The organism is Vibrio sp. Vf1514 (assembly GCF_052076135.1).
Lineage (GTDB): Bacteria > Pseudomonadota > Gammaproteobacteria > Enterobacterales > Vibrionaceae > Vibrio > Vibrio furnissii.
Genome location: NZ_CP197268.1, coordinates 672584 through 693269 on the forward strand (window position 1 = coordinate 672584; position 20686 = coordinate 693269).

Annotated in this window: 17 protein-coding genes; 14 read left to right on the forward strand and 3 right to left on the reverse strand. The window is 48.5% G+C overall.

Annotation, left to right across the window (positions count from 1 at the left end; all coding sequences use genetic code 11):
* Positions 1-97 precede the first annotated feature (97 nt).
* The 7 genes from ACS18Q_RS18090 to ACS18Q_RS18120 all read left to right on the forward strand — a co-directional run bounded on the left by ACS18Q_RS18090 (position 98) and on the right by ACS18Q_RS18120 (position 8551).
* A complete protein-coding gene (locus ACS18Q_RS18090; RefSeq protein WP_441258147.1) occupies positions 98-955 on the forward strand; it encodes a YdcF family protein in 858 nt (285 codons plus the stop codon).
* A gap of 188 nt (positions 956-1143) precedes the next feature.
* Positions 1144-2076: an exopolyphosphatase gene (locus ACS18Q_RS18095; RefSeq protein ID WP_014257252.1), complete on the forward strand. Its 933-nt coding sequence runs from the start codon at positions 1144-1146 to the stop codon at positions 2074-2076.
* 116 nt (positions 2077-2192) lie between these two features.
* Positions 2193-2711, forward strand: coding sequence for an NUDIX hydrolase (locus ACS18Q_RS18100; RefSeq protein ID WP_004728059.1), 519 nt, complete (start codon positions 2193-2195; stop codon positions 2709-2711).
* A 288-nt stretch (positions 2712-2999) separates the two neighbouring features.
* A complete protein-coding gene (locus ACS18Q_RS18105) occupies positions 3000-4817 on the forward strand; it encodes an extracellular solute-binding protein (RefSeq protein WP_441258148.1) in 1818 nt (605 codons plus the stop codon).
* A 9-nt stretch (positions 4818-4826) separates the two neighbouring features.
* The gene (locus tag ACS18Q_RS18110) at positions 4827-5915 is read left to right on the forward strand and encodes a microcin C ABC transporter permease YejB (RefSeq protein ID WP_004728061.1); all 1089 of its coding nucleotides are present in this window, start codon (positions 4827-4829) and stop codon (positions 5913-5915) included.
* Positions 5916-6959: an ABC transporter permease gene (locus tag ACS18Q_RS18115; RefSeq protein WP_441258149.1), complete on the forward strand. Its 1044-nt coding sequence runs from the start codon at positions 5916-5918 to the stop codon at positions 6957-6959. It abuts the gene before it with no gap.
* Positions 6959-8551, forward strand: a complete 1593-nt coding sequence (locus tag ACS18Q_RS18120; RefSeq protein ID WP_441258150.1) for an ABC transporter ATP-binding protein — start codon at positions 6959-6961, stop codon at positions 8549-8551. The genes ACS18Q_RS18115 and ACS18Q_RS18120 overlap by 1 nt, the downstream gene beginning before the upstream one ends.
* Positions 8552-8610: 59 nt before the next feature.
* Here ACS18Q_RS18120 and ACS18Q_RS18125 read toward each other — a convergent pair whose 3' ends face one another.
* Positions 8611-9015: a PPC domain-containing DNA-binding protein gene (locus tag ACS18Q_RS18125; protein WP_441258151.1), complete on the reverse strand. Its 405-nt coding sequence runs from the start codon at positions 9013-9015 to the stop codon at positions 8611-8613.
* 30 nt (positions 9016-9045) lie between these two features.
* Positions 9046-9624 (reverse strand): TetR/AcrR family transcriptional regulator, encoded by a 579-nt coding sequence (locus ACS18Q_RS18130; protein ID WP_158141924.1) that lies wholly within the window; start codon positions 9622-9624, stop codon positions 9046-9048.
* Positions 9625-9723: 99 nt separating this feature from the next.
* On the opposite strand from ACS18Q_RS18130, the gene ACS18Q_RS18135 reads away from it, so the two are divergent.
* The 6 genes from ACS18Q_RS18135 (at position 9724) to ACS18Q_RS18160 (ending at position 19053) form a co-directional block, all read left to right on the forward strand.
* Entirely contained in the window at positions 9724-10335 is a 612-nt protein-coding gene (locus ACS18Q_RS18135) for a glutathione S-transferase family protein (RefSeq protein ID WP_004728066.1), read from the forward strand.
* 219 nt (positions 10336-10554) lie between these two features.
* Positions 10555-14229, forward strand: a complete 3675-nt coding sequence (locus tag ACS18Q_RS18140; protein WP_441258152.1) for an ATP-binding protein — start codon at positions 10555-10557, stop codon at positions 14227-14229.
* On the forward strand, positions 14219-15397 hold the full coding sequence (locus tag ACS18Q_RS18145) for an EAL domain-containing response regulator (protein ID WP_014257259.1): 1179 nt from the start codon (positions 14219-14221) through the stop codon (positions 15395-15397). Before ACS18Q_RS18140 ends, ACS18Q_RS18145 begins: the two co-directional genes overlap by 11 nt.
* Positions 15390-16004, forward strand: coding sequence for a response regulator transcription factor (locus ACS18Q_RS18150; protein WP_014257260.1), 615 nt, complete (start codon positions 15390-15392; stop codon positions 16002-16004). Before ACS18Q_RS18145 ends, ACS18Q_RS18150 begins: the two co-directional genes overlap by 8 nt.
* Before the next feature lie 8 nt (positions 16005-16012).
* The gene (locus ACS18Q_RS18155; RefSeq protein WP_004728070.1) at positions 16013-17389 is read left to right on the forward strand and encodes a sensor domain-containing diguanylate cyclase; all 1377 of its coding nucleotides are present in this window, start codon (positions 16013-16015) and stop codon (positions 17387-17389) included.
* Positions 17390-17397: 8 nt separating this feature from the next.
* Positions 17398-19053 carry a response regulator gene (locus ACS18Q_RS18160; RefSeq protein WP_256619523.1) on the forward strand — a complete coding sequence of 552 codons (1656 nt, stop codon included), beginning with the start codon at positions 17398-17400 and terminating at the stop codon, positions 19051-19053.
* A gap of 11 nt (positions 19054-19064) precedes the next feature.
* Here the strand turns inward: ACS18Q_RS18160 and ACS18Q_RS18165 are convergent, their stop codons facing one another.
* Entirely contained in the window at positions 19065-19670 is a 606-nt protein-coding gene (locus ACS18Q_RS18165) for a response regulator transcription factor (RefSeq protein ID WP_004728072.1), read from the reverse strand.
* 253 nt (positions 19671-19923) lie between these two features.
* Here ACS18Q_RS18165 and ACS18Q_RS18170 point away from each other — a divergent pair, with 253 nt between their 5' ends.
* Positions 19924-20469, forward strand: a complete 546-nt coding sequence (locus ACS18Q_RS18170) for an RNA-binding S4 domain-containing protein (protein ID WP_143680431.1) — start codon at positions 19924-19926, stop codon at positions 20467-20469.
* Positions 20470-20686: the final 217 nt, after the last annotated feature.

Genomic DNA, 20686 nt, shown 5'->3' on the forward strand with positions numbered 1-20686 from the left:
AGAATTATCTCACAGTGCGCTCGCCAACACGCTGAATATGTTGCACTATCTCAAGGTCTCTACGCCCTCAACGCCTGAAAGGAAGGAAATCGAACCCATGCAACACTCGCTGATTCTGGTGCTCGGAAAACGTTTGGTGAACAACCAGTTAACTGCGGAAGGAGAAAGCCGCGTCCAAGCGCTGGTGGCATGGCTTGCCGCGAAGCAGTTCGCTCATCCAATCATTGGGTTTTGCGGGGGATGTACCGACGGGCAGCAGGTGTCAGAAGCCTCTGCCATGGCTGAAGCCTTTATTCAGCAAAGTCAAAAATTCGGTTTGAACCCGAATGAGATGACGCTGGTGTTGGAGCAAGCATCAACCAATACCATTGAGAACATCGAATGTATGGCGCAAACCCTGAGGGAACAAGGGATCTTTGCCGCAGGCAGTGAGATTGATGTCATTTTTGCCTCGAACGATTATCACCTCAAACGCATTTTTGAAATTCAACGTTTAATGGATGAGCAAGGGTTGCTGCGCGTGCTCAAGCAGCGCTGTGCGGCGCAAGGTTTGACGCTTCATATCGATCCGCAGCTTGAGCATCACATTTTGGCACCGTATCCCCACTGCAGCGATCGCGCGGCGCTGTTTTTATTGATGGACGAAATCACCACCTATCGTGTGTATCTCGAAGGGGTGGTTCGTGGTGTGTTTCAGCGCCCACTCGCTCAGGTTCGTGAGGTGCCGTTCAGCATTGCGGAAAACGCCATCAGCTTGGCACAAACGGTGTGCCAACAACGCGGCGAACACCCTGAGGTATTAACTGCGCTGTTTGATATCGAGCGCGCGATGTTAGACACCGCCCCCGATGCATCAGCAGATGTGGTGCAGCATGCCTTAAGCACGTTGCATCAGAACTTAACCGCTCTCAATCGTCACTTTGACCCCGAGCAGTTGCCTCGAACAACTGTTTAAGGTGTGATCAAGGTTTCAGCTTGTCGAAATTACCCCTTTTGTGACTATTTTCAAATTTGTCAAAAGCGGGATGCTGTCTAGAATTATTTCATGAGGCACTTTGATCTTGGTGCCAAATTTTGACCTTGTTTTTGGTTTCCGCATTGTTTTCACGCGGCAGTGGTGCATGCATTTTAGGGGATCAGCCCATGACAGAGAAACAGTATCGATTGGTGACACGCAGCGATTTCGACGGACTTGTGTGCGCCGTATTACTTAAAAAACTTCAACTCATCAACGACATCAAGTTCGTCCACCCCAAAGACATGCAAGACGGGAAGGTGGAGGTGACGCAGAGTGACATTGTCACTAATTTGCCGTATGTCGGCGATGCTTTCTTGGTGTTTGATCACCATCATTCTGAAACACTGCGCAATGCCGGTGAACGCCATAATCACATTATCGACCCTGACGCGCCATCGGCGGCACGGGTGGTGTGGGAATATTATGGGGGGCTGGACGTGTTTCCCGACCAATGGTTGGAAATGATGGAAGCGGTCGACAAAGGGGATTCTGCGCAGTTTAGCCGCGATGAAGTGTTGGATTCGACAGGCTGGAACCTGCTCAATTTCTTGATGGATGCACGTACCGGGCTGGGGCGGTTCCGCGATTTCCGTATCTCCAATTACAACCTGATGATGGACTTGATCGACTATTGCGCCAATCACACGATTGACCAGATCTTGTCGCTGCCGGATGTGCAAGAGCGCATTGGCTTGTATCGCGACCATGAAAACTTGTTCAAAGAGCAAATTCAACGCTGCGCACGTATTCACGATAACTTGGTGCTGCTTGATTTGACCGATGAAGAGGTGATTTACGCGGGCAACCGCTTTATGGTGTATGCGCTGTTTCCGCAATGCAATATCTCAATACATAAAATGTGGGGCTTTCAAAAGCAGAACATCGTGTTTGCAACCGGAAAATCAATTTTCGATCGCAGCTCGCACACCAATATTGGTGAATTGATGCTGCAATACGGCGGCGGTGGTCATGCGGCGGCGGGAACGTGTCAAATTCCGGTCGAGAAAGCCGAACAGGTGGAGCGCGAATTGATTTTGCAGATCACCAAAGATGGTTAAGCGATCATCAATCCATCATTGGCATGAATACGAATGATGAAAAAAGCCTGCGGCGGCAGGTTTTTTTATGCCTCACTTTGATAAAGTAAGCGCCGAAATTTCTAGAGGGACGCCATATGAGACATTTACATATTGCTACGCATCCGGAAGTGGGGCCACTGAGTCAACACCATATTCTGCAACGCAAAGCCGCACGCGCCATTGTTCTGGATGGCGAAGAGATTCTGATGCTCTATACCGAGCGCTATCACGATTACACCTTGCCGGGCGGCGGCGTGGATGAGCACGAAGACATCCTGCAAGGGTTGGTGCGCGAACTACGAGAAGAGACGGGCGCGCAAAACATTCACAACATCAAAGCCTTTGGCCTCTATGATGAGTTTCGTCCTTGGTACAAGGATGATGCGGACATCCTACACATGGTGTCGTACTGTTTTACCTGCAAAGTGGACCGTGAATTGGGGGAGACCAATTACGAAACCTATGAGATCAATAACGGCATGAAACCGGTTTGGATCAACATTCGTGACGCGATTGCGCACAACGAACAGACCATGGCAAACAGTGACAAAAAAGGCATGAGCATCGAACGCGAAACCTTCTTGCTGCGTTTAATTGCCAAAGAACTGCTCTGATTTTCCCCGCTTTACCCCCATCAACTGCTGAAATCTTTGAACTATGCCGCCGCTTGGCGTGTCTATAAGGTTTCAGCAGTTTCGTAATCGATAAATTTCTCTATACTTACCCAAGTAGCTGAATTATTAATAAGAAATGTACCCGTAGAACCGAGGTGACGATGCGTCGCGCTGTCGGTTCAGTGACGGGAACAAAACCGATGACTTCTCCATCTTGCCAGATTTGTCGCTGAGTCTTGAATTGGCCGCACGGTGGAGCAGCACGACGTTAAGTAGAAGGATTCTTTCATGGGCAAAATCAAACCAATCGCGTTGGGTGTGGCACTCTCTGTCTTTAGCCACGTTTCTCTCGCCAACGTCATCGAAACCACCAGTCTGGTCGGTTTTGGTCAAGCCAAGTACCCCGCTAACTTCACTCACTTTGATTACGTGAATCCCGATGCGCCGAAATACGGCAAAGTCACCTACGGTCAGGTGGGCACGTACGATAACTTTAACCGTTATGCCTCACGTGGTGTGGCGGCCGCAGCCAGCGGCGAACTCTACGATTCATTGATGTTTTCGCCCTCTGATGAAATCGACTCTTACTACCCGCTGATTGCAGAAAAAGTACGCTATTCCGACGATTACACTTGGCTTGAGCTAGACATCAACCCGAAAGCCCGTTTTCAAGATGGTGTCCCTATTACGGCGCACGATGTGGAATTTACCTTCAACAAGTTCATGACCGAAGGCGTTCCGCAATATCGCGTGTATTACAAAGAGATCAAATCGGTGAAGGCGCTGAACGATAAAACCGTGCGCATTGAAATGAGAGAGCCGAACCGAGACAAACTCTTTAGCTTTGCGCAGCAAACGCGTGTGCTGCCCGAGCATTTCTGGAAAGACAAAAGCTTGTCTGAGCCGCTGAATCAACCACCGGTCGGCAGCGGCCCATACCGCGTTGCGGATTTCAAACCGGGGCAGAGTATCACCTACACACTTGATGATAACTATTGGGCAAAATCGCTGCCTGTCAATGTGGGGCGCAATAACTTCAAACAAGTGCAATACGATTATTACCGCGACGATACTGTGATGCTTGAAGCGTTTAAGGCGGGCGAGTTTGATATTCGCCAAGAGAGTCAGGCCAAATTCTGGGCAACGTCTTATACGGGGGTCAACTTCAACAATGGCTTTATCAAAAAAGAAGAGATCCCTCACAACGCACCTGCCGCCACGCAAGGGTTTGTGTTCAATATTCAACGTCCGGTGTTTAGTGATGTACGCGTACGTGAAGCGCTGAACTACGCGATGGATTTTGAATGGATGAACAAAAACATGTTCTACAGCCAGTACACGCGCACACGCAGCTATTTCCAAAACACCGAGTACGAAGCCAAAGGATTACCTGATAAAGCAGAGCTTGCGGTGCTGGATCCGGTCAAAGATAAGATTCCGCCGCGCGTGTTTACCACCGAGTTCCAGCCACCGGTGACCGATGGCAGCGGGCGTATTCGTCCGCAGATGCGTGAAGCGTTTAAGCTGCTGAAAGAGGCGGGTTGGGAGCTGAAAAATAAAGTGATGACCAACGTCCAAACCGGTGAGCCGATGACGTTTGAACTGCTGATTTACAGCCCAACCTCCGAGCGTATTGCAATTCCACTGCAAAAGAACCTCAAGTTGATGGGGATCGACATGAAGATTCGTACCGTCGACACCACTCAATACATCAAACGCCTGCGTGATCGCGATTTCGACATGGTGTCGTCGGCTTATTCTGCCAATCCGTTCCCAAGCCCGAACCTGATGATTGTGTGGAACTCACACTACATCGATTCGACGTACAACACGGCTGGCGTGACCGACCCCGTCATTGATGAATTGACCTTGCAGATTGCGCAGCATCAAGAGGATCCAGAGCAACTAAAATCGCTCGGTAAAGCGTTGGACCGCATTCTGCAATGGAATTTCTACATCATCCCGCAGTGGTACACCAGCATGTACCGTGTTGCCACATGGGATAAGTTTGAACGCCCGGCTAAAATGCCAACCTACGATTTGGGCATTGATACCTGGTGGATCTCACAAGAGAAAGCCCAGAAGTTACCTGAAAAACGTCGCTAAGAGGCAGTTATGGCAGCGTATATTCTTCGCCGTTTGTTGTTGGTGATCCCAACGCTGTGGGCGATCATTACCATTAACTTCTTTATCATTCAGATTGCGCCGGGAGGCCCAGTTGAACAGGCCATCGCCAATCTGGAAGGGCATTCCAACGGCATCATGGAACGCTTTTCGGGCGGTGGTCAGGAAGTCGATATGTCGAAAATCGACAACGGCAGCCCGTCGGGTTACAAAGGTTCGCGTGGGTTGGATCCCGAAGTGGTCGAGGCGATCAAACGTCAGTTCGGGTTTGATAAGCCATTGCATGAACGCTACTTCGACATGCTCAAAAACTACGTGACGTTTAACTTCGGTGAAAGCTTGTTTCGCGGTGGGAACGTCATTGATTTGATTGTCGAGCGCCTGCCGGTCTCCATTTCCCTTGGGTTATGGAGCACGCTCATCATTTACCTGATTTCGATTCCACTCGGCATCATGAAGGCGATTCATCACGGCTCGCGCTTCGATGTGTGGTCGAGCGCGATGGTGATTGTCGGGTACGCGATTCCCGGTTTCTTGTTTGCCATCATTCTGATCATTGTGTTTGCCAGCGGGAACTACTTCAGTTGGTTTCCGCTGCGCGGTTTGGTGTCGGACAACTTCGCGCAGCTGAACTGGTATCAACAGATCATCGATTATTTCTGGCATCTGGCGCTGCCGATTTTCGCCATGGTGATCGGCGGTTTTGCGACCTTGAGTATGCTGACAAAGAACTCGTTTCTGGATGAAATCAACAAGCAATACGTTGTGACCGCGCGCGCCAAAGGGCTCGACGAGCGTCAAATTCTGTATAAGCACGTGTTTCGTAACGCCATGTTGATCATCATTGCTGGTTTTCCGAGCGCGTTTATCAGCATCTTCTTCACCGGTTCGATGTTGATTGAAGTGATGTTTTCGCTCGAAGGCATTGGCCTGCTTGGCTTTGAATCGACCATTCAACGTGATTATCCGGTGGTGTTTAGTTCGCTGTATATCATGACGTTATTGGGCTTGTTGCTCGGCATTATTTCGGATCTCACCTACACCTGGGTTGATCCGCGCATTGATTTTGAGGCCCGTTAAATGGCGCTGTTAAAGAAGAAAGTGAATCCGCTGAATGCTGCGCGCTGGCAGCGGTTTAAATCGAATCGGCGCGGCTTTTATTCGTTGTGGATTTTTGCCCTGCTGTTTTTCATCAGCTTGTTTGCCGAAGGCATCGCCAATGACAAACCGCTGTTTATTTCCTACGACCATCACTGGTATTTCCCGGTGATGGAGCAGTACGCGGAAACCCGTTTTGGCGGCGAGTTTGAAACCGAAGCCGATTACACCGATCCATACGTCGTCGACCTGATTGAAGAGAAAGGGTACATCATTTGGGCGCCGATTCGGTTTAGCTACGACACCATTAACTATGACATCGTTGGCTCTGTTCCTTCGCCCCCCGATGCTGTGAACTGGTTGGGGACCGATGACAAAGGGCGCGATGTGCTGGCGCGTATCATCTATGGTTTTCGTATTTCGGTGTTGTTTGGTTTTGTGTTGACCATCGTTTCGTCGTTCATTGGTGTGGTGGTCGGTGCGACGCAAGGCTATTACGGCGGTTGGTTGGATCTGTTTGGCCAACGCTTTATCGAAGTGTGGTCTGGCATGCCAACGCTGTTCTTGTTGATCATTTTGTCGAGCTTTGTTGAGCCCAATTTTTGGTGGTTGCTGGGCATCATGGTGCTCTTTAGTTGGATGAGCTTGGTGGGCGTGGTGCGCGCCGAGTTTCTGCGTTGTCGTAACTTTGATTATGTTCGCGCAGCGCAAGCGATGGGCGTGAGTGATTCCCGCATCATTCTGCGTCACATGTTGCCGAACGCGATGGTCGCCTCACTGACGATGATGCCGTTTATTCTGTCCGGTTCGGTGACCACGCTGACCTCGCTTGATTTCCTCGGTTTCGGCTTGCCTGTAGGGGCACCGTCGCTGGGGGAACTGTTGGCACAAGGGAAGGCGAATTTGCAGGCGCCTTGGCTTGGCATTTCGGCTTTTGTCGTTTTGTCGTTGATGTTGACGTTATTGGTTTTCGTTGGTGAAGCGGTTCGCGATGCGTTTGACCCACATTTGCAAAGGAGAGGTTAATGAGCGACACATTACTCACGATTGACAACCTCTCGGTCGGTTTTGGGCGCGCTGGCGCGATTGAACCGGTGACGCATCAGGTGTCGTTATCGATTCGAAAAGGGGAAACATTGGCGCTGGTGGGCGAAAGTGGTTCAGGAAAATCGGTGACGGCGAACGCGATATTGAAATTGCTACCCAAAGGTTCGGCGCATTATCTGGCTGGTAAAATCGATTTTGCAGGCATTGACACGCTGGCATGCTCTGAGCGTCAGCTGCGCGGCATTCGCGGTGGCCGAATCGGCATGATCTTCCAAGAGCCGATGGTGTCACTCAATCCGCTGCACAAAATTGGCAAACAGTTGGTGGAAACGTTGGCAATTCATCGCGGTATGCGCCAGAAAAAAGCAGAATCGCTGGCCATCAGTTGGTTGGAAAAAGTGGGGATTCGTAACGCCCACATCAAGATCAACGCCTATCCGCATGAACTTTCTGGCGGTGAGCGTCAACGTGTGATGATTGCGATGGCGCTGATCAACGAACCTGAGCTGCTGATTGCTGACGAGCCGACTACCGCGCTCGACGTGTCGGTGCAGGCGCAAATTCTCGATTTGCTCAAATCACTGCAACACGAATTGGGCATGGCAATGCTGTTTATCACGCACGATCTCAGTATTGTGCGCCGGATTGCTGACCGTGTCGCGGTGATGCAAGACGGGCGTTTGATTGAAGAGAACGAATGCAAAGCGTTGTTTGCGTCGCCGCAGCATCCTTATACCAAACTGCTGATTGAATCGGACCCGCGGGGTTTGCCTGTTGCTGCCGATCATCAAAGCCCAGTGCTACTGAAAACTGATCGGTTGAAAGTGTGGTTTCCCATCACTGGCGGCTTATTTAAGCGTACCGTGAGTCACATCAAAGCCGTGACCGACATGCAGTTTGAGCTGCGCCAAGGGCACTCTATTGGCTTGGTTGGCGAAAGTGGTTCGGGGAAATCCACCACCGGCATGGCGATTTTGAAACTGGTGCACTCAGAAGGCGTGATTGATTACGCAGGGCAGGACATTCAGCAACTTGATCGCAAAGGCATGTTACCGTATCGCAGCAAAATGCAGGTGGTGTTTCAAGACCCATTCTCAGCTTTGAATCCAAGAATGTCGGTTGCTCAGGTGATCGGTGAAGGGCTGCATGTGCACACCGATTTCAGCGATGAACAGATTGATGACGCGATTTGTGAGGCGATGCGCGAAGTGGATTTGGATCCCGAGACGCGTCATCGCTATCCGAATGAGTTTTCTGGTGGCCAGCGCCAGCGCATTGCAATTGCCCGCGCATTAGTGCTCAAACCCGAATTTATTTTGCTGGATGAGCCGACCTCGTCGCTGGATCGCACGGTGCAAGCACAAGTGTTGGATCTCCTAAAATCACTGCAAGAGAAATATGGCCTGACCTATCTGTTTATCAGCCACGATCTGAATGTGGTGAAATCACTGTGCCATTACACCATCGTGATGAAGCAAGGGCAGATTGTCGAACAGGGCGCGACGCAAACCCTGTTCCAGCATCCTAATCACCCTTATACCCAAGAGTTGGTGCGACTCTCGTCGTTCTAATGCTTCGTGTTCAGCCAAAGAAAAGCCCGGTTAATCCGGGCTTTTTGCTGCATGTGACATCAGGTTGACTTGGGGTGAATGGTCAACTCGGTAAAACCGGTGTGCGCATCGTACTCGCGATCAAACGCCAAATCCGGATAGTCGTGCACAATCAACTCCGCCGTGGTGTTGACGAGATTGCCGTCCAGCAAATGACCGCCCAAAACCTTGCCTTGTGAATCAGCGACTGCAATGTGCAGGTGCAGATGATGCGGCGTTAAGGTGCCCATCAGGGAGACAATTTCAAACGGGGCTTGCAGCGATAACGTTGAGGTGCTGTCGGCGAGGCGAATGTTCAGGTGCGATAAACACCCCGCGCATGAGGCAATTGAACCTGCGGTTATACCGTGCGTCTGCACCAATGCTATGATCGATTGTTTTAAATCTGCGCCTTGTGTGAGGCGTGTGGCCCGCACTTTTACCATCTGAATGCCCCTTGGATTGATGAGATTGAATCAGTTGAGTCGAATTAATTGAAGTAGCGCGGCAGTCGCTTGGTCCAAGTCGTCAAAGCGTTTGGCTTTACCCAGCACGCGCATGCCTTGTAGTTGGGTTAGGATCAATTGGGCAAGCGCCTTAGGTTCGACAGCAGGGGAGATCTGTTGGTCGCGCTGCGCATTGTCGATGGCGTGAGCGAGTAGTGCAAGCAGCTCATCAAACAGCATTTGTCCTTTATCCAACACTTTGTCGTCATGGCCTGCATGTTCAACCAGCGCGTTTTGAATGAAGCAGCCGCAACTGCGTTTGCGTTGTAGCGCGGCAAACTGATTGAGGAATGTCTCAATGGCGCTTAGCGACGCACCATCTTTCCGTAACGCGCTCAACCCCGGCAAGGACACGGTGTTGAGGTATTGATCCAACGCTTCGTAGTAAAGGTTCTGTTTATCGCCAAAGGTGTTGTAGAGGCTGAAGCGGTTGATTTGCAGTGCATCCACCAAATCGGAAATCGCCGTATTGGCGTAGCCGCGCTGCCAGAACAGCTCCATGGCCTGAGTCAGTTTCTCATCGCGGTCAAAATTACATTTTCGAGCCATGGATTATTCCCTACAAATTCATTCTTGACTGATCGTTTAGTTAACGGGTAGAGTCTAACCTAAACGATCGTTCTGAAAAAGAGATAAAAGGGAAGTTTTATGAAGCTATACGAAACTGCCGTCACGCCAAGTTGCCGTCGCGTCAGCATTTTTCTTAAAGAGCTGGGTGTGGAAGTTGATCGCGTTGCAATGAATGTACGCGACGGAGAAAATTTGACGGATGCGTTCAAAAATAAGAGCGTGAATGGCAAAGTTCCGATGTTAGAACTGGATGATGGCACGACCTTGTGCGAGAGTGTCGCCATCTGCCGATACTTCGATGAATCGACGCCCAATGAACTGCATTTATTTGGCCGTAGCGCATTGGATAAAGCGCAAGTCGAAATGTGGCATCGCGTGACCGAATTCCAAGGGTTGTATGCGGGTTTTCAGGCGTTTCGTAATCTGTCTGGCATCTACAAAGACCGAGAGCAGTGTGTGTTTGCGTGGGGCGAAGAGAGCAAAGCGCGTGTCGCCAGTTTTCTGCCGCAATTGGATGCGCGTCTCGCGGTATCAACCTATGTGGCAACTGAATACTTCACGATTGTAGACATCACGGCATTTATCTTTATTGGTTTTGCCGAAAAGGCGTTGGAACTCAACCCGTTAGCGCAATACCCAAATATCGCGCGCTGGTTTGAGCAAATTCAACAACGTCCAGCCTTTCAGTAATCTTCTGTCAGAGGTTGTAAGTCGTGTCCTACGGCTTATGACCTTGATCAATGAAACACCGTTTTAAGTCTGAACTTTCTATCAGAATAGTCCTACATTCAAAGAAAATATCCTGTAAATACAGTGCATTAGTCTTTTTGTTTATGGGTACCCACATTTGACATTCTTTCCGTAAATTCTATTCTTGCGCCGTCTGCCAGTTACAACATCGAGACGGAAGTGAAACAACTACTTATCTCCTTAATCATCTCTGCTTTTTCAAGTTCAGCATATTGTTTGAGTATGCCTGCGCTTGCGTTTTCTGCTGGGCAGACGGGAGCGAATTCACTGACCGTGGCGATGTTACAGCATCAATTGGATGGACAAGACCCCTTAAAAGACATCAATACCGATTATATTGAAGCATTAGCGCGCGAGATCGGGTTTACGCCCAAGTACAAGCTGTTTTCGGACATGGCGTCGCTTGAGCGTGCCATCGAGAGCCAAAAAGCGGATGTCGCCGTCGGCGTTTTTGCAGGTGATCGCAGTCATTTGGTTTACAGTGAGCCGCTCTATGCCAGCTCGACCGCCGTGTGGTATCGCAACCAGAACCTTAGCCATTGGGCGCCCGATTCATTGACCTGGGGCTGCATCAAAGGTGCGGTGTATTGCGACCAACTGGCCGACATGGGCTTTTTACACGTCATTGAAGTGCCAGATTTCATTAGCCTGTCGAATGACCTAGAAGATGGCAAAATTGATGCGGTGCTGGAAAGCTACAGCTCGTTGCTGACATCGGTCAAGCATCCGCTGAATACCTTGGGTCAGATTGACCTGCCTGCGTGGGGCAAACCACAGCAGGTGCGTATTGCGGCGTCTTCTCATTTCAAAGCGTTGGTTGAAGAAATCGACAACGTTCTCAGTCGTCAGAGCGAGCAGTCGCTGATACGTTCGTCGAACCCTTATCACCAAGTAGACATGGCGGCGCTGAATTACAAAGACGCCGGCCTGAAACCCATTCGTTATTCCGCGTGGAACGACGCGTATCCGCTGTTTTATCGCAATCGTGATGGCCATTACGGTGGCTACCTGAATGACATGTTGAAACTGATTGAAGCAAGAACCGCGTTCAACTTCGATTACGTGCCTGCAACCGAGGGGTTAGGCCCTGTCGAGATGCTGAAATATGGCGAGATTGACGTGTTACCAATGGTGGTCAAAGGGGTAAACAATCCGAGCTGGATGTATGTGACCGACACCATGATGTCGATCACGTATAACCTCATCGAACTACCGGGCGTGAAGAAAGCGAACGACGCAGAGGTCGGCGTGCTGTTTTCAGACAGCCCGACGTATCAATATGTGAAAGATCAAGTGTTTGGTGAGCATTTGGCGACGTACACCAGCGTGATCTCGCTGATTCACGATCTGGAAGATGGCAAGCTCACTGGTGCGTACATTCGCCACGACATCCTTGAATACCTGCTGTCGCAGCGCGGGGAAGATCGCTTTGTGGTGCACAAAGGCAAAGACAAGGTGATCGAAATCGCGATGGCGATTCGCGGCGACAACACTGAACTCAAAGGCATTCTGGCAGGCATGCTGGCCTCGGTGGATGCCAACGATATCATGCGTCTACAAAACAGCTACAGCCCATTCAACATCGTGTATGGAGTGGATAAATCGCTGGTGGTAACCGGCTCAGCCATTCTGACATCTGTTTTGATGCTGCTAGGGTTCATCGGGTTTCTTTGGAGCAAAAACCTGAAACTGAAAGTCTCGATTCAAGAGCGAGATGCACTGCACAGCAAAGAGCAGTTGGCACTGTTGCAACACGTCATTAATGGGTTACCTAATCGAATTTTTATTCATGACGCAAACTATCAATTGCTGCTGACCAATTGTCAGGGCGCGGGGCCGGGGGCATGTTCACCGTGCAGCATGCGCGCCGATGCAGCGAATGCGGCGTGTTTGGTTGAAAACGTGGCCGAGTTTAATACGGTTCTACAAGGGCAAACGGTGACACGACATGACGTCGATGTGACAGATTGTCCAAGCGGTATGAACACCGTGAATTATCGTCGCACGCAGCTACGAGGCGGGGAAAATGATGAGAAATTCATTCTGACTGTGGTGAACGACATTTCGGCGCAAAAAGAGCAAGAGCGTCATCTGCGTCAGGCAAAAAATGTGGCGCAAAAAGCAGTGCTGTCTCGCGAACGGTTTTTGGCCAGCATGAGCCATGAGCTGAGAACACCGATTGCAGGCATGGTGGGCTTGTTGGAGATGCTGAAAATTCGTGAAACCAATGAAGACACACGACTGATTCTTAATAACGTCATGTCATCGGCGCATCACTTGCACCTGTTGGTCAACGATATTCTCGATTTCTCGAAACTCGAAGCGCAGCAACTCGAACTTGATTCGGTGAAGTGTTACTTGCTGCATGAGATTGGCGAGTTATTGCGTGTGCATTGTACGGCGGCGCGCGAAAAATCACTGGATTTTCACGTGAACTGGACACCGGGCCGAGTGAAGACCGTTATCGTCGATTCGCTCCGCCTGCGTCAGATCATCAATAATTTGCTCTCAAATGCGATCAAATTTACCCAGTCAGGTTTTGTCAGTGTCGATATCGATGTGACAGAGCGTGACATGGTGATGAATATCAGTGACTCCGGCGAGGGCATGTCTCCTGAATTTCTAAAAACTGTCTTCGATCCCTTTGTTCAGGCTGACTCCACGATTGCACGCCGATACGGTGGCACAGGCTTGGGGCTGGCGATTGTGCATGACCTCGTGAAAGTCATGAAAGGGGACATCACCATCGACAGTGAACAAGGAAAAGGCACCAGTATTCAGGTGACCATTCCGATTCAAGTGGAAAGCTATTTTAAAGCACCGTTGTCAGAGACGCCTGTGCACTACCACGGAAGCCATCCTTTGATTGAACAGTGGCTGCGCGCGTGGGGTGTGAAAGCAGAGAACAATGCGTCATCAGGCGGTATTGATGTGTATGACGACGGACAAACCGTGTCGAACGATCGTCCTCGTGATATGACGGTGATCCTGCGCAACAACATGAATGGATTCAGTTTACGTGCCAACAATGTGGTTGAACTGAGCGTGAGCCCATTCTTCCCCGATTTACTACGGAATGTCCTCAAAAACGTCTCTGACAATGAACCCGACGAAGAGGTCGTAACCGGCCAATTGGTCGGCCATATCCTTGTCGCCGAGGACAACCCGATTAACCAACTGGTGATTAGCCGTCAATTGGCGTCTTTTGGCCTGAGTGTGGAGGTGGTGAGCAATGGTCAAGAAGCGTATGACCAAATCAAAAATCACCCTGACCACTTCGATTTACTCCTGACGGATTGTCACATGCCGGTGATGGACGGGTATCAATTGGCAAGTTTAGTGCGCGACCATTTTCCGCAGTTTTCCAACAAAGCCATTATTGGCTGTACCGCGGAAGACTCCCGTGTCGCCAACGAACGTGCATTGCTTTCCGGCTTCGACACGGTGCTTTACAAGCCGTACGGGCTAAATCGCTTATATCAAATTTTGGCGGAATTTCTGCCCAATCGCAGTGACGAGAGCGAATCAAGCTGGTGGCAAGCCTATGAGCCTCAAGACGCGAAAATGTTAGTTGAGGTTTTTATTAGCAGTATGCAAGACGACCTGGGTTCATTGCTGTCCCAACGCATGGATCCCAAACAGGTCAAAAGCTTAGCCCACCGCATTAAAGGTGGCGCGGGCACCGTTGGGGAGCACGACATTCGTTTGGCTGCAGAGCACTTAGAACAGTGCGCGAGCCGTGGTGCTCAAGCGTACGAGACTGAATTGGACCAACTGGTTCAGATCATGACATCGGCGATTCATCGCGCGGAGGAGTGGCTTCATGAACATTGATTCTGCATCTCAACTGGTTTTAGTTGTTGATGATTGCCAACTTCATTGTGGTGTGCTCAAGGTGGTGATCAGCCAGCTTGGCGTCACTCAAATTCATGTGACTCACAATGGCCGTGATGCGCTGGCGCTGTGCGAAAAATTCAATTTCGACTTGATCATTTGTGATCTGGAAATGCCGGAAATGGATGGCTTGGCGCTGCTGAGTGAATTAGCGGAGCGTCAGTATACCGGACGGTTGTGTTTGCTGAGCGGACATGACGAAAACATCCTTAAACTGGCAGCGATGATGTGCCAGCAACTGGGACTGGATTTGGTGGCATCGCTACCCAAACCGGTCACATCGGAGTGCCTGAAATCGGTGTTACAAACCGTAGGTTCCCCAAACACTGAAAAATATTGCCCCAAAACGCTGCCCTCGCTATTTGTTGACGATTTGGATGAGGCATTTGAGCTCGGGCATTTGCGCAATGTGTATCAGCCGCAATGCCGCTTCAAAAATGGTGTGGCTGGTGGCTATGAAGCGCTTATTCGTTGGTATCACCCGGAATATGGCGTGTTAACACCGTATTTGCTGTTGCCACTGATCGAGCAAGCCAATTGGCATAACCGCTTGTTCTTTTATGTATTGCAGCAAGCGCTGAATGATTTTTCGAAAGCGAAGTTTCTCGGAACGGTATCGGTGAACGCAACCCATACAAATTTTGCTGACCCCCAATTTGCAAAACGCGTGTTGGAATGCTGTCGCGAGCGTGGATTTAATCCCAGTCGCCTGATTATCGAGCTGACAGAAATGGAGGTTTATCAATATGACTCGGTCATGGTGGAGAACTTTGCCCGTTTGAGACTCAACGGTGTAGAGCTGGCCATCGACGATTTCGGTGCCGGTTATTCATCGCTGCTGAAATTGGCGGATTTACCGTTTACCGAGATGAAGATTGACCGCGCACTGATTGTGTCTAGCCATAAAGACACACGGAAACGCGCGATACTGAATGTCATCGTGAGAATGGCAAAACAACTAAACATGCGTCTTGTTGCGGAAGGCGTTGAGGATAGTGATACATGGAGGTTTTTGAACCTGCTGGGCATCGACCTATGTCAGGGCTATTACACTGGGAAGCCGCGTCCCATTGAGCATTTTAATGGTAGTGAATTAAGTCATGTATAAAACAACAAAATCTGGTCTTACTGGTTTGGTTCTTGATGACCACCCTTTGGTATGTATGGCGATGAAGCAGATTCTAGACCGCAATCCCCGTTTTACGGAAGTGCTGGTGGAAAGTGATCCTTTCGTTGGAGTTAAAAAACTGCGCCAAACACAAGTAGATTTTCTGATTTTGGATGTCAATCTGGTTAAGCTGGACGGTTTCGAAGTGCTACGCCGGCTGAAACTGCAAGGATTCACAGGTAAGACATTATTTGTATCAGCGAGTGAAAGCCGTTTGTATTCTGAAACCGCAATGCGCGTCGGCGCGGATGGCTACATCAGTAAATCTGAGGATTTATCGATCTTACAAGATGCCGTGGAGTGCATTCTAAATGGTTATAGCTTTTTCAAAGTGACCACCGATACGAAATCCATGGATGTTGAACTGTCGAAACAAGAACTCGCGGTGTTCCGTTTTCTTGTCGATGGTAAAAGTAATAAAGAGATCGCAGAAATATTATCGCTCAGCCCCAAAACGATCAGTACGTATAAAAGCCGTATTCTTGATAAATATCAGGTGAATTCGATTGTTGAACTGATGAGTTTGAATGATAGCGTTATTAACTGAGTTTAGTCATGAAAGACATCAACCGTAAGTATCTTTCAGATATTATAATTCATAGCTTTACGATTAGTCTCGTGGCTTATTTAGTGACTCTGATTATATTTTCAGAGTCCTATTTAGACCGTCGTAATCATGAGTTTGAAAATTTTGTCAATGTGATGGAACAGTACAAACAAACGCTGTTCCTAACCAGCCGTATATTGGAAAATAAAATCCAAGAAACCGACTCGATTAAAAAAACCGATTTAAGTGCATTGAAAGATATTGAAAACCGCAAATACAATCTTCATAAGAATCTTAAACCGACCAACATTGATATTGAATTAGCAAACGAATTTCAATTTCTTGTCTCCACGATGCCGGCCATTTTGCCTCAGGTGGATGTCATGTATTACCGGTCCTATTTGAGCGATATGACATCATCGGACAAAGACGAAGTGTCGATCGTCAAAGAGTGTGGTAGCGATTACGTGTGCACGATCAATGCGCCTGAACGCCGGTTATCAGACCGGATTTTGGTCTCACGTGTTTATCACAAAAAGGGTTCGGATAATCTCTATGTCACGATTTCTAGCCCAGTGTTTTTACACAATTTAATTGTGGGTGATTTAAATATTGACGTGGGCCTCACCCGATTTTTCGATTTGAGCCAGTTAGGAATCAGTTCGCATGTTTTAAATGCGGTCACTTTCAACGAGTTGACTTACGGCAACTCGTTGATGGACCATATTGCGTCGACCAAGGAATACATCGCCGACAATTCAACGGTTTATGTGTATAAAGTGCCATTTGTCTGGATCGTTTTCCGACTCATGTGGTTGTTTGTTGTGATGTGGGTGGGCGTTGCTTACGTCATCTACCTGTTCCGAACACTCAAAATGAACAGGAGCAAACTGTTTGAAGTAGAGTCAAACGTGAAACTGGATGATTTGACCGGTCTGCTCAACCGAAATGTGCTCAAAGATCAGAAATTTTCGGAAGATCTCAAAGCTTTTGGCGCCGCGATCATGGCCATTGACGGGAATAAACTCAAACAAATCAACGACACATACGGCCACCATGTGGGAGACGACGCGATCAAGCAGATTGCTTATGGTATGCGCCAAGTCTTTCGCGAGAACGATTATCTGATTCGAACGGGTGGGGATGAGTTTGTGGCAGTGCTGCCCGGATGTAATCTGGATAACGCAATTATTCTGGCCGAACGTTTGAAAGAAGCGGTCATGGGCACCACGTTTTCGTCATATAAATTAAATGTCAGTATTTCTGTAGGCATCACACTATTAATGAACTCTGAAACATTTGAAGAAGCGTTAAAACGCGCTGATTCTAATTTGTACTCTGAAAAACAATCTAATCCAATACATGCACAAGTGAGCGTTGTGTAAGGGAAGCTATGAATCTGACACCGCAATTATTAAAAGATATTAAAGTACTCGTGGCCGATGATTCCCCTTTGGTATTGTCTAATATTCGACTATTACTGAGAGAAATGGGTTTTGTTTCTGAGAACATATTTACTGCCAAAGATTCAAAAACATTAATTAAGTTATTGGGTGAGGAGACTATCGAACTCATTATTTGCGACTACAATTTTGGCGATGACCTGAATGGAAAGCAGATTTTTGAGGAAATCGAATATCTCGACCTTGTTCCGCCTTGGTGCACATTTATTATGTTGACCGGGGAAAAGCAAATGGAGCGCGTCCGTTCGATTGTTGATTTGGAACCCGACGAATACATCGTTAAACCGTATTCGGTGTTTCTGGTTAAAAATCGAATCTTGCGCGCGTTCGCGCGCAAACTGGTGCTACGTGAACTCTACGAGCTGGATGGATCGAAAGATTATGATGACATTCAGCGCGCATTTGAGTTTGCAGAACAAACGCACCCACAATACAGCTCATTTTTGAAACGCCTGCAGGGCAGTACTTACATTAAGAATGGCTTTGTCGAAGAGGCCAAAACCTTATATGAGCAAAGTTTGAATGAGCAACTTACCATGTGGGCGATTTCCGGCTTTGTTTCTGCCTGCCTGATTTTAGGTGACTACGACAACGCCGCCAAATACATCGCCTTGTGGGACCGCTACAAATTCAATCGCAGCCCCGTTCTGCATGAATGCATGGCCAAGTTGTGTTTGCTCAAAGGGCAGAAAGTCAATGCGCTGAATGAAATCAAATCGGCGTATGATAAAGCGCAGAACATGGACAGGCTTCAGAACTTTGCGCGCGTGTGTGAGTTAAATGGTCAATTCGATAAGGCGCACGAGCTGTTTTCGCAGTATCGCATGATGGCTCAGCGTACGTATCGGGATAGTCTGGTGAACCATGTGCCGGTGATTCGTAATGCGTTATTGAGCATTCAAGAACTCAACGAACAATCGCTACGCAATCTGCGTAACATCAAGCAGGACATGAAACGCTTGGAAGGGCATGAAGAGGTGTTGCCTGAATTGCCGGAATATCTGAACTTGTTTGACATGCATTACGACCTGAATTCTGGCAGTTATAAACTGTTTCGCACCAAGCTGTATCACACGGCCAAGCGCTTTCCGAGTTTTAGTCTTGAGTTGCAACTGTACTGCGCGCAGCTCGCATTGCTGGGGCAACAGGTGGATTTATGTCGATCATTATTGGCAAAAATTCCGGTTCAGCCGATTGATCAAACGGAGTTTGCCTATCTGGTCACTCGCACGCAGCTCCAAGTTTTAAACGAGCAGTGCCAGGCGGAAACCAATCGTTTGGATAACGTGCGACACACCTGGAGCACGCTGAACGAAGATAACCGGATTCAGGGCATCGAGATGGCGTTTACGCAGTATCAAGAGCGCCGACAGTGCCCAAGAATGGCGGTAACGATGCTCAAAGCGATGGAGTTTGGTTTTCCGGTGTCTCTATCGGCAGTGAGCATTCGTAAGTTGATCTTTGAATGTGAGCAGGTTGTGCAAGAGTCATTTGTGTTTAGTCGAGAAGAACGTGCGGATGTGTATCAATCCGCAAATACCGTCAAGAAGCTGTTTAATGATCGTTTGGCGAACGCTGCGCTCTAGCATGTTCGCGATTAAGCCGCAATTTTGGCTTGATTAATCAGCTCGATGACTGATTTCACACCGTATTTAGTAAGAATGCGTGTTTTATACGTGCTGACCGTTTTGCTGCTGATCGACAGCAGTTCCGAGATCTTTTTGTTGGTCATCCCGGCCAGCAAATAGTGGTACACCACGGTTTCTCGCTTAGACAGCTCTGTGCCATCTCTTTCTTTGTTGCGGCTTTCATGTTTAAACACATTGTAGCCGCGCATCACGCTGGTGATTGCTTCCTGAATCACGGGCAGTTCTTCACTTTTCAACAGATAGCCATTCGCACCCAGCTTATGGGTTGCGTTCGAATACATGGCTTTATCGATTGCGCTGATAAACAAAATTTTTCCGGTAAAGCCTTTTGCTCGCAGGCGACGCAAAATGTCGAGCCCGCTGGCATCATATGCTTCGACTTCAAGTAGAACAAAGTTTACTGGGACTTGGCTCACCACGCGATACGCTTCTGCAGCGGACGTCGCAAAGTGAATGTGTTGGAACAAGTTCGTGGATTTCACGATATCTTCAAGAGCGTGCTGCTCTAGGGGATACGGATTGACGATAAGTGCGCGGTTTATAACGTTAGGCATATTAGACTATCCTAGTTATGTTTTCTGATTATGATTGATATGGCACTCCTTCCATTAAACAAAATATTATCCGTGTGCATGCATAGTAATTGGTGAATTGATAAATGAAAAGTCTTGTATATAAGAATTATGTAATTTAGCTACAAATTAGCGAAAACGTTTGTCTGAACGCAAATCGTTCAACGCAAAGGATTACGTTTATTAATCATCGACTGCACGTTACACTAGCGCCAAATGTTGTTGAGACACCGAAATGAATGAATTTGAAACCCCACAGTGGGACGATGAAGAAGTTGAAATTGAAGCGATTGGCATCGAAGTTGATGCTCAGCCGGTTGAATTGTACAAAGTATTAAAGATTGCGAACGTGGTCAGCGGTGGCGGTGAGGCGAAGTATGCCATTGCGGAAGGCTACGTTGCCGTCAATGGTGAGCTTGAAATGCGCAAGCGCCGTAAGCTTTATGATGGCGATTTAGTGGAATTCAACGAAGAGTACTACTTGATTATCTGCGATGCGCCCGTCACTGAAGTGGTAGAGAAGCCCAAAGCGGCCACGCCGCCTGCAGCAAAGAAAGCTTCCGCACCAAAGAAAGCGGCATCACAGAAAGCATCGGCATCTAAGAAAAACGCGCCGAGCAAAAAGTCCAAGAGTCAATCGTCAAGCGGGAAACAATCGAACCACAAATTGTCCCAGTCCGCTCGCAAAGACCCCAAAGCGAAAGGGGCGTCGCAATCGAATGGACAAGATGACACGCCAAAGCACGAGAAGGGCGGTCGCAACGCAATCAGCTTCTTCTAAGCTGCATGCCCGTGACGATCGATATTGTGACGATCAATATTTGATGGTGAACGATAGAAACGTGTAAACGCAGAAAAGAGCCGAAAGGCTCTTTTTTTTCGCCAAGATGAAGGATTTGAGGTAATGCGTATTACCTTGCTTGTAGGGTAATTCTGATAATTTGGTAACACTTGATTGAGAACAATAATTGAATGTGGCGAAGCTTTAAGCTGCGCCC

Coding starts and splice junctions, on each gene's coding strand:
- ACS18Q_RS18090 (WP_441258147.1), top strand. CDS start 98: ATGCAACACTCGCTGATTCTGGTGCTCGGAAAACGTTTGGTGAACAAC.
- ACS18Q_RS18095 (WP_014257252.1), top strand. CDS start 1,144: ATGACAGAGAAACAGTATCGATTGGTGACACGCAGCGATTTCGACGGA.
- ACS18Q_RS18100 (WP_004728059.1), top strand. CDS start 2,193: ATGAGACATTTACATATTGCTACGCATCCGGAAGTGGGGCCACTGAGT.
- ACS18Q_RS18105 (WP_441258148.1), top strand. CDS start 3,000: ATGGGCAAAATCAAACCAATCGCGTTGGGTGTGGCACTCTCTGTCTTT.
- ACS18Q_RS18110 (WP_004728061.1), top strand. CDS start 4,827: ATGGCAGCGTATATTCTTCGCCGTTTGTTGTTGGTGATCCCAACGCTG.
- ACS18Q_RS18115 (WP_441258149.1), top strand. CDS start 5,916: ATGGCGCTGTTAAAGAAGAAAGTGAATCCGCTGAATGCTGCGCGCTGG.
- ACS18Q_RS18120 (WP_441258150.1), top strand. CDS start 6,959: ATGAGCGACACATTACTCACGATTGACAACCTCTCGGTCGGTTTTGGG.
- ACS18Q_RS18125 (WP_441258151.1), bottom strand. CDS start 9,015: ATGGTAAAAGTGCGGGCCACACGCCTCACACAAGGCGCAGATTTAAAA.
- ACS18Q_RS18130 (WP_158141924.1), bottom strand. CDS start 9,624: ATGGCTCGAAAATGTAATTTTGACCGCGATGAGAAACTGACTCAGGCC.
- ACS18Q_RS18135 (WP_004728066.1), top strand. CDS start 9,724: ATGAAGCTATACGAAACTGCCGTCACGCCAAGTTGCCGTCGCGTCAGC.
- ACS18Q_RS18145 (WP_014257259.1), top strand. CDS start 14,219: ATGAACATTGATTCTGCATCTCAACTGGTTTTAGTTGTTGATGATTGC.
- ACS18Q_RS18150 (WP_014257260.1), top strand. CDS start 15,390: ATGTATAAAACAACAAAATCTGGTCTTACTGGTTTGGTTCTTGATGAC.
- ACS18Q_RS18155 (WP_004728070.1), top strand. CDS start 16,013: ATGAAAGACATCAACCGTAAGTATCTTTCAGATATTATAATTCATAGC.
- ACS18Q_RS18160 (WP_256619523.1), top strand. CDS start 17,398: ATGAATCTGACACCGCAATTATTAAAAGATATTAAAGTACTCGTGGCC.
- ACS18Q_RS18165 (WP_004728072.1), bottom strand. CDS start 19,670: ATGCCTAACGTTATAAACCGCGCACTTATCGTCAATCCGTATCCCCTA.
- ACS18Q_RS18170 (WP_143680431.1), top strand. CDS start 19,924: ATGAATGAATTTGAAACCCCACAGTGGGACGATGAAGAAGTTGAAATT.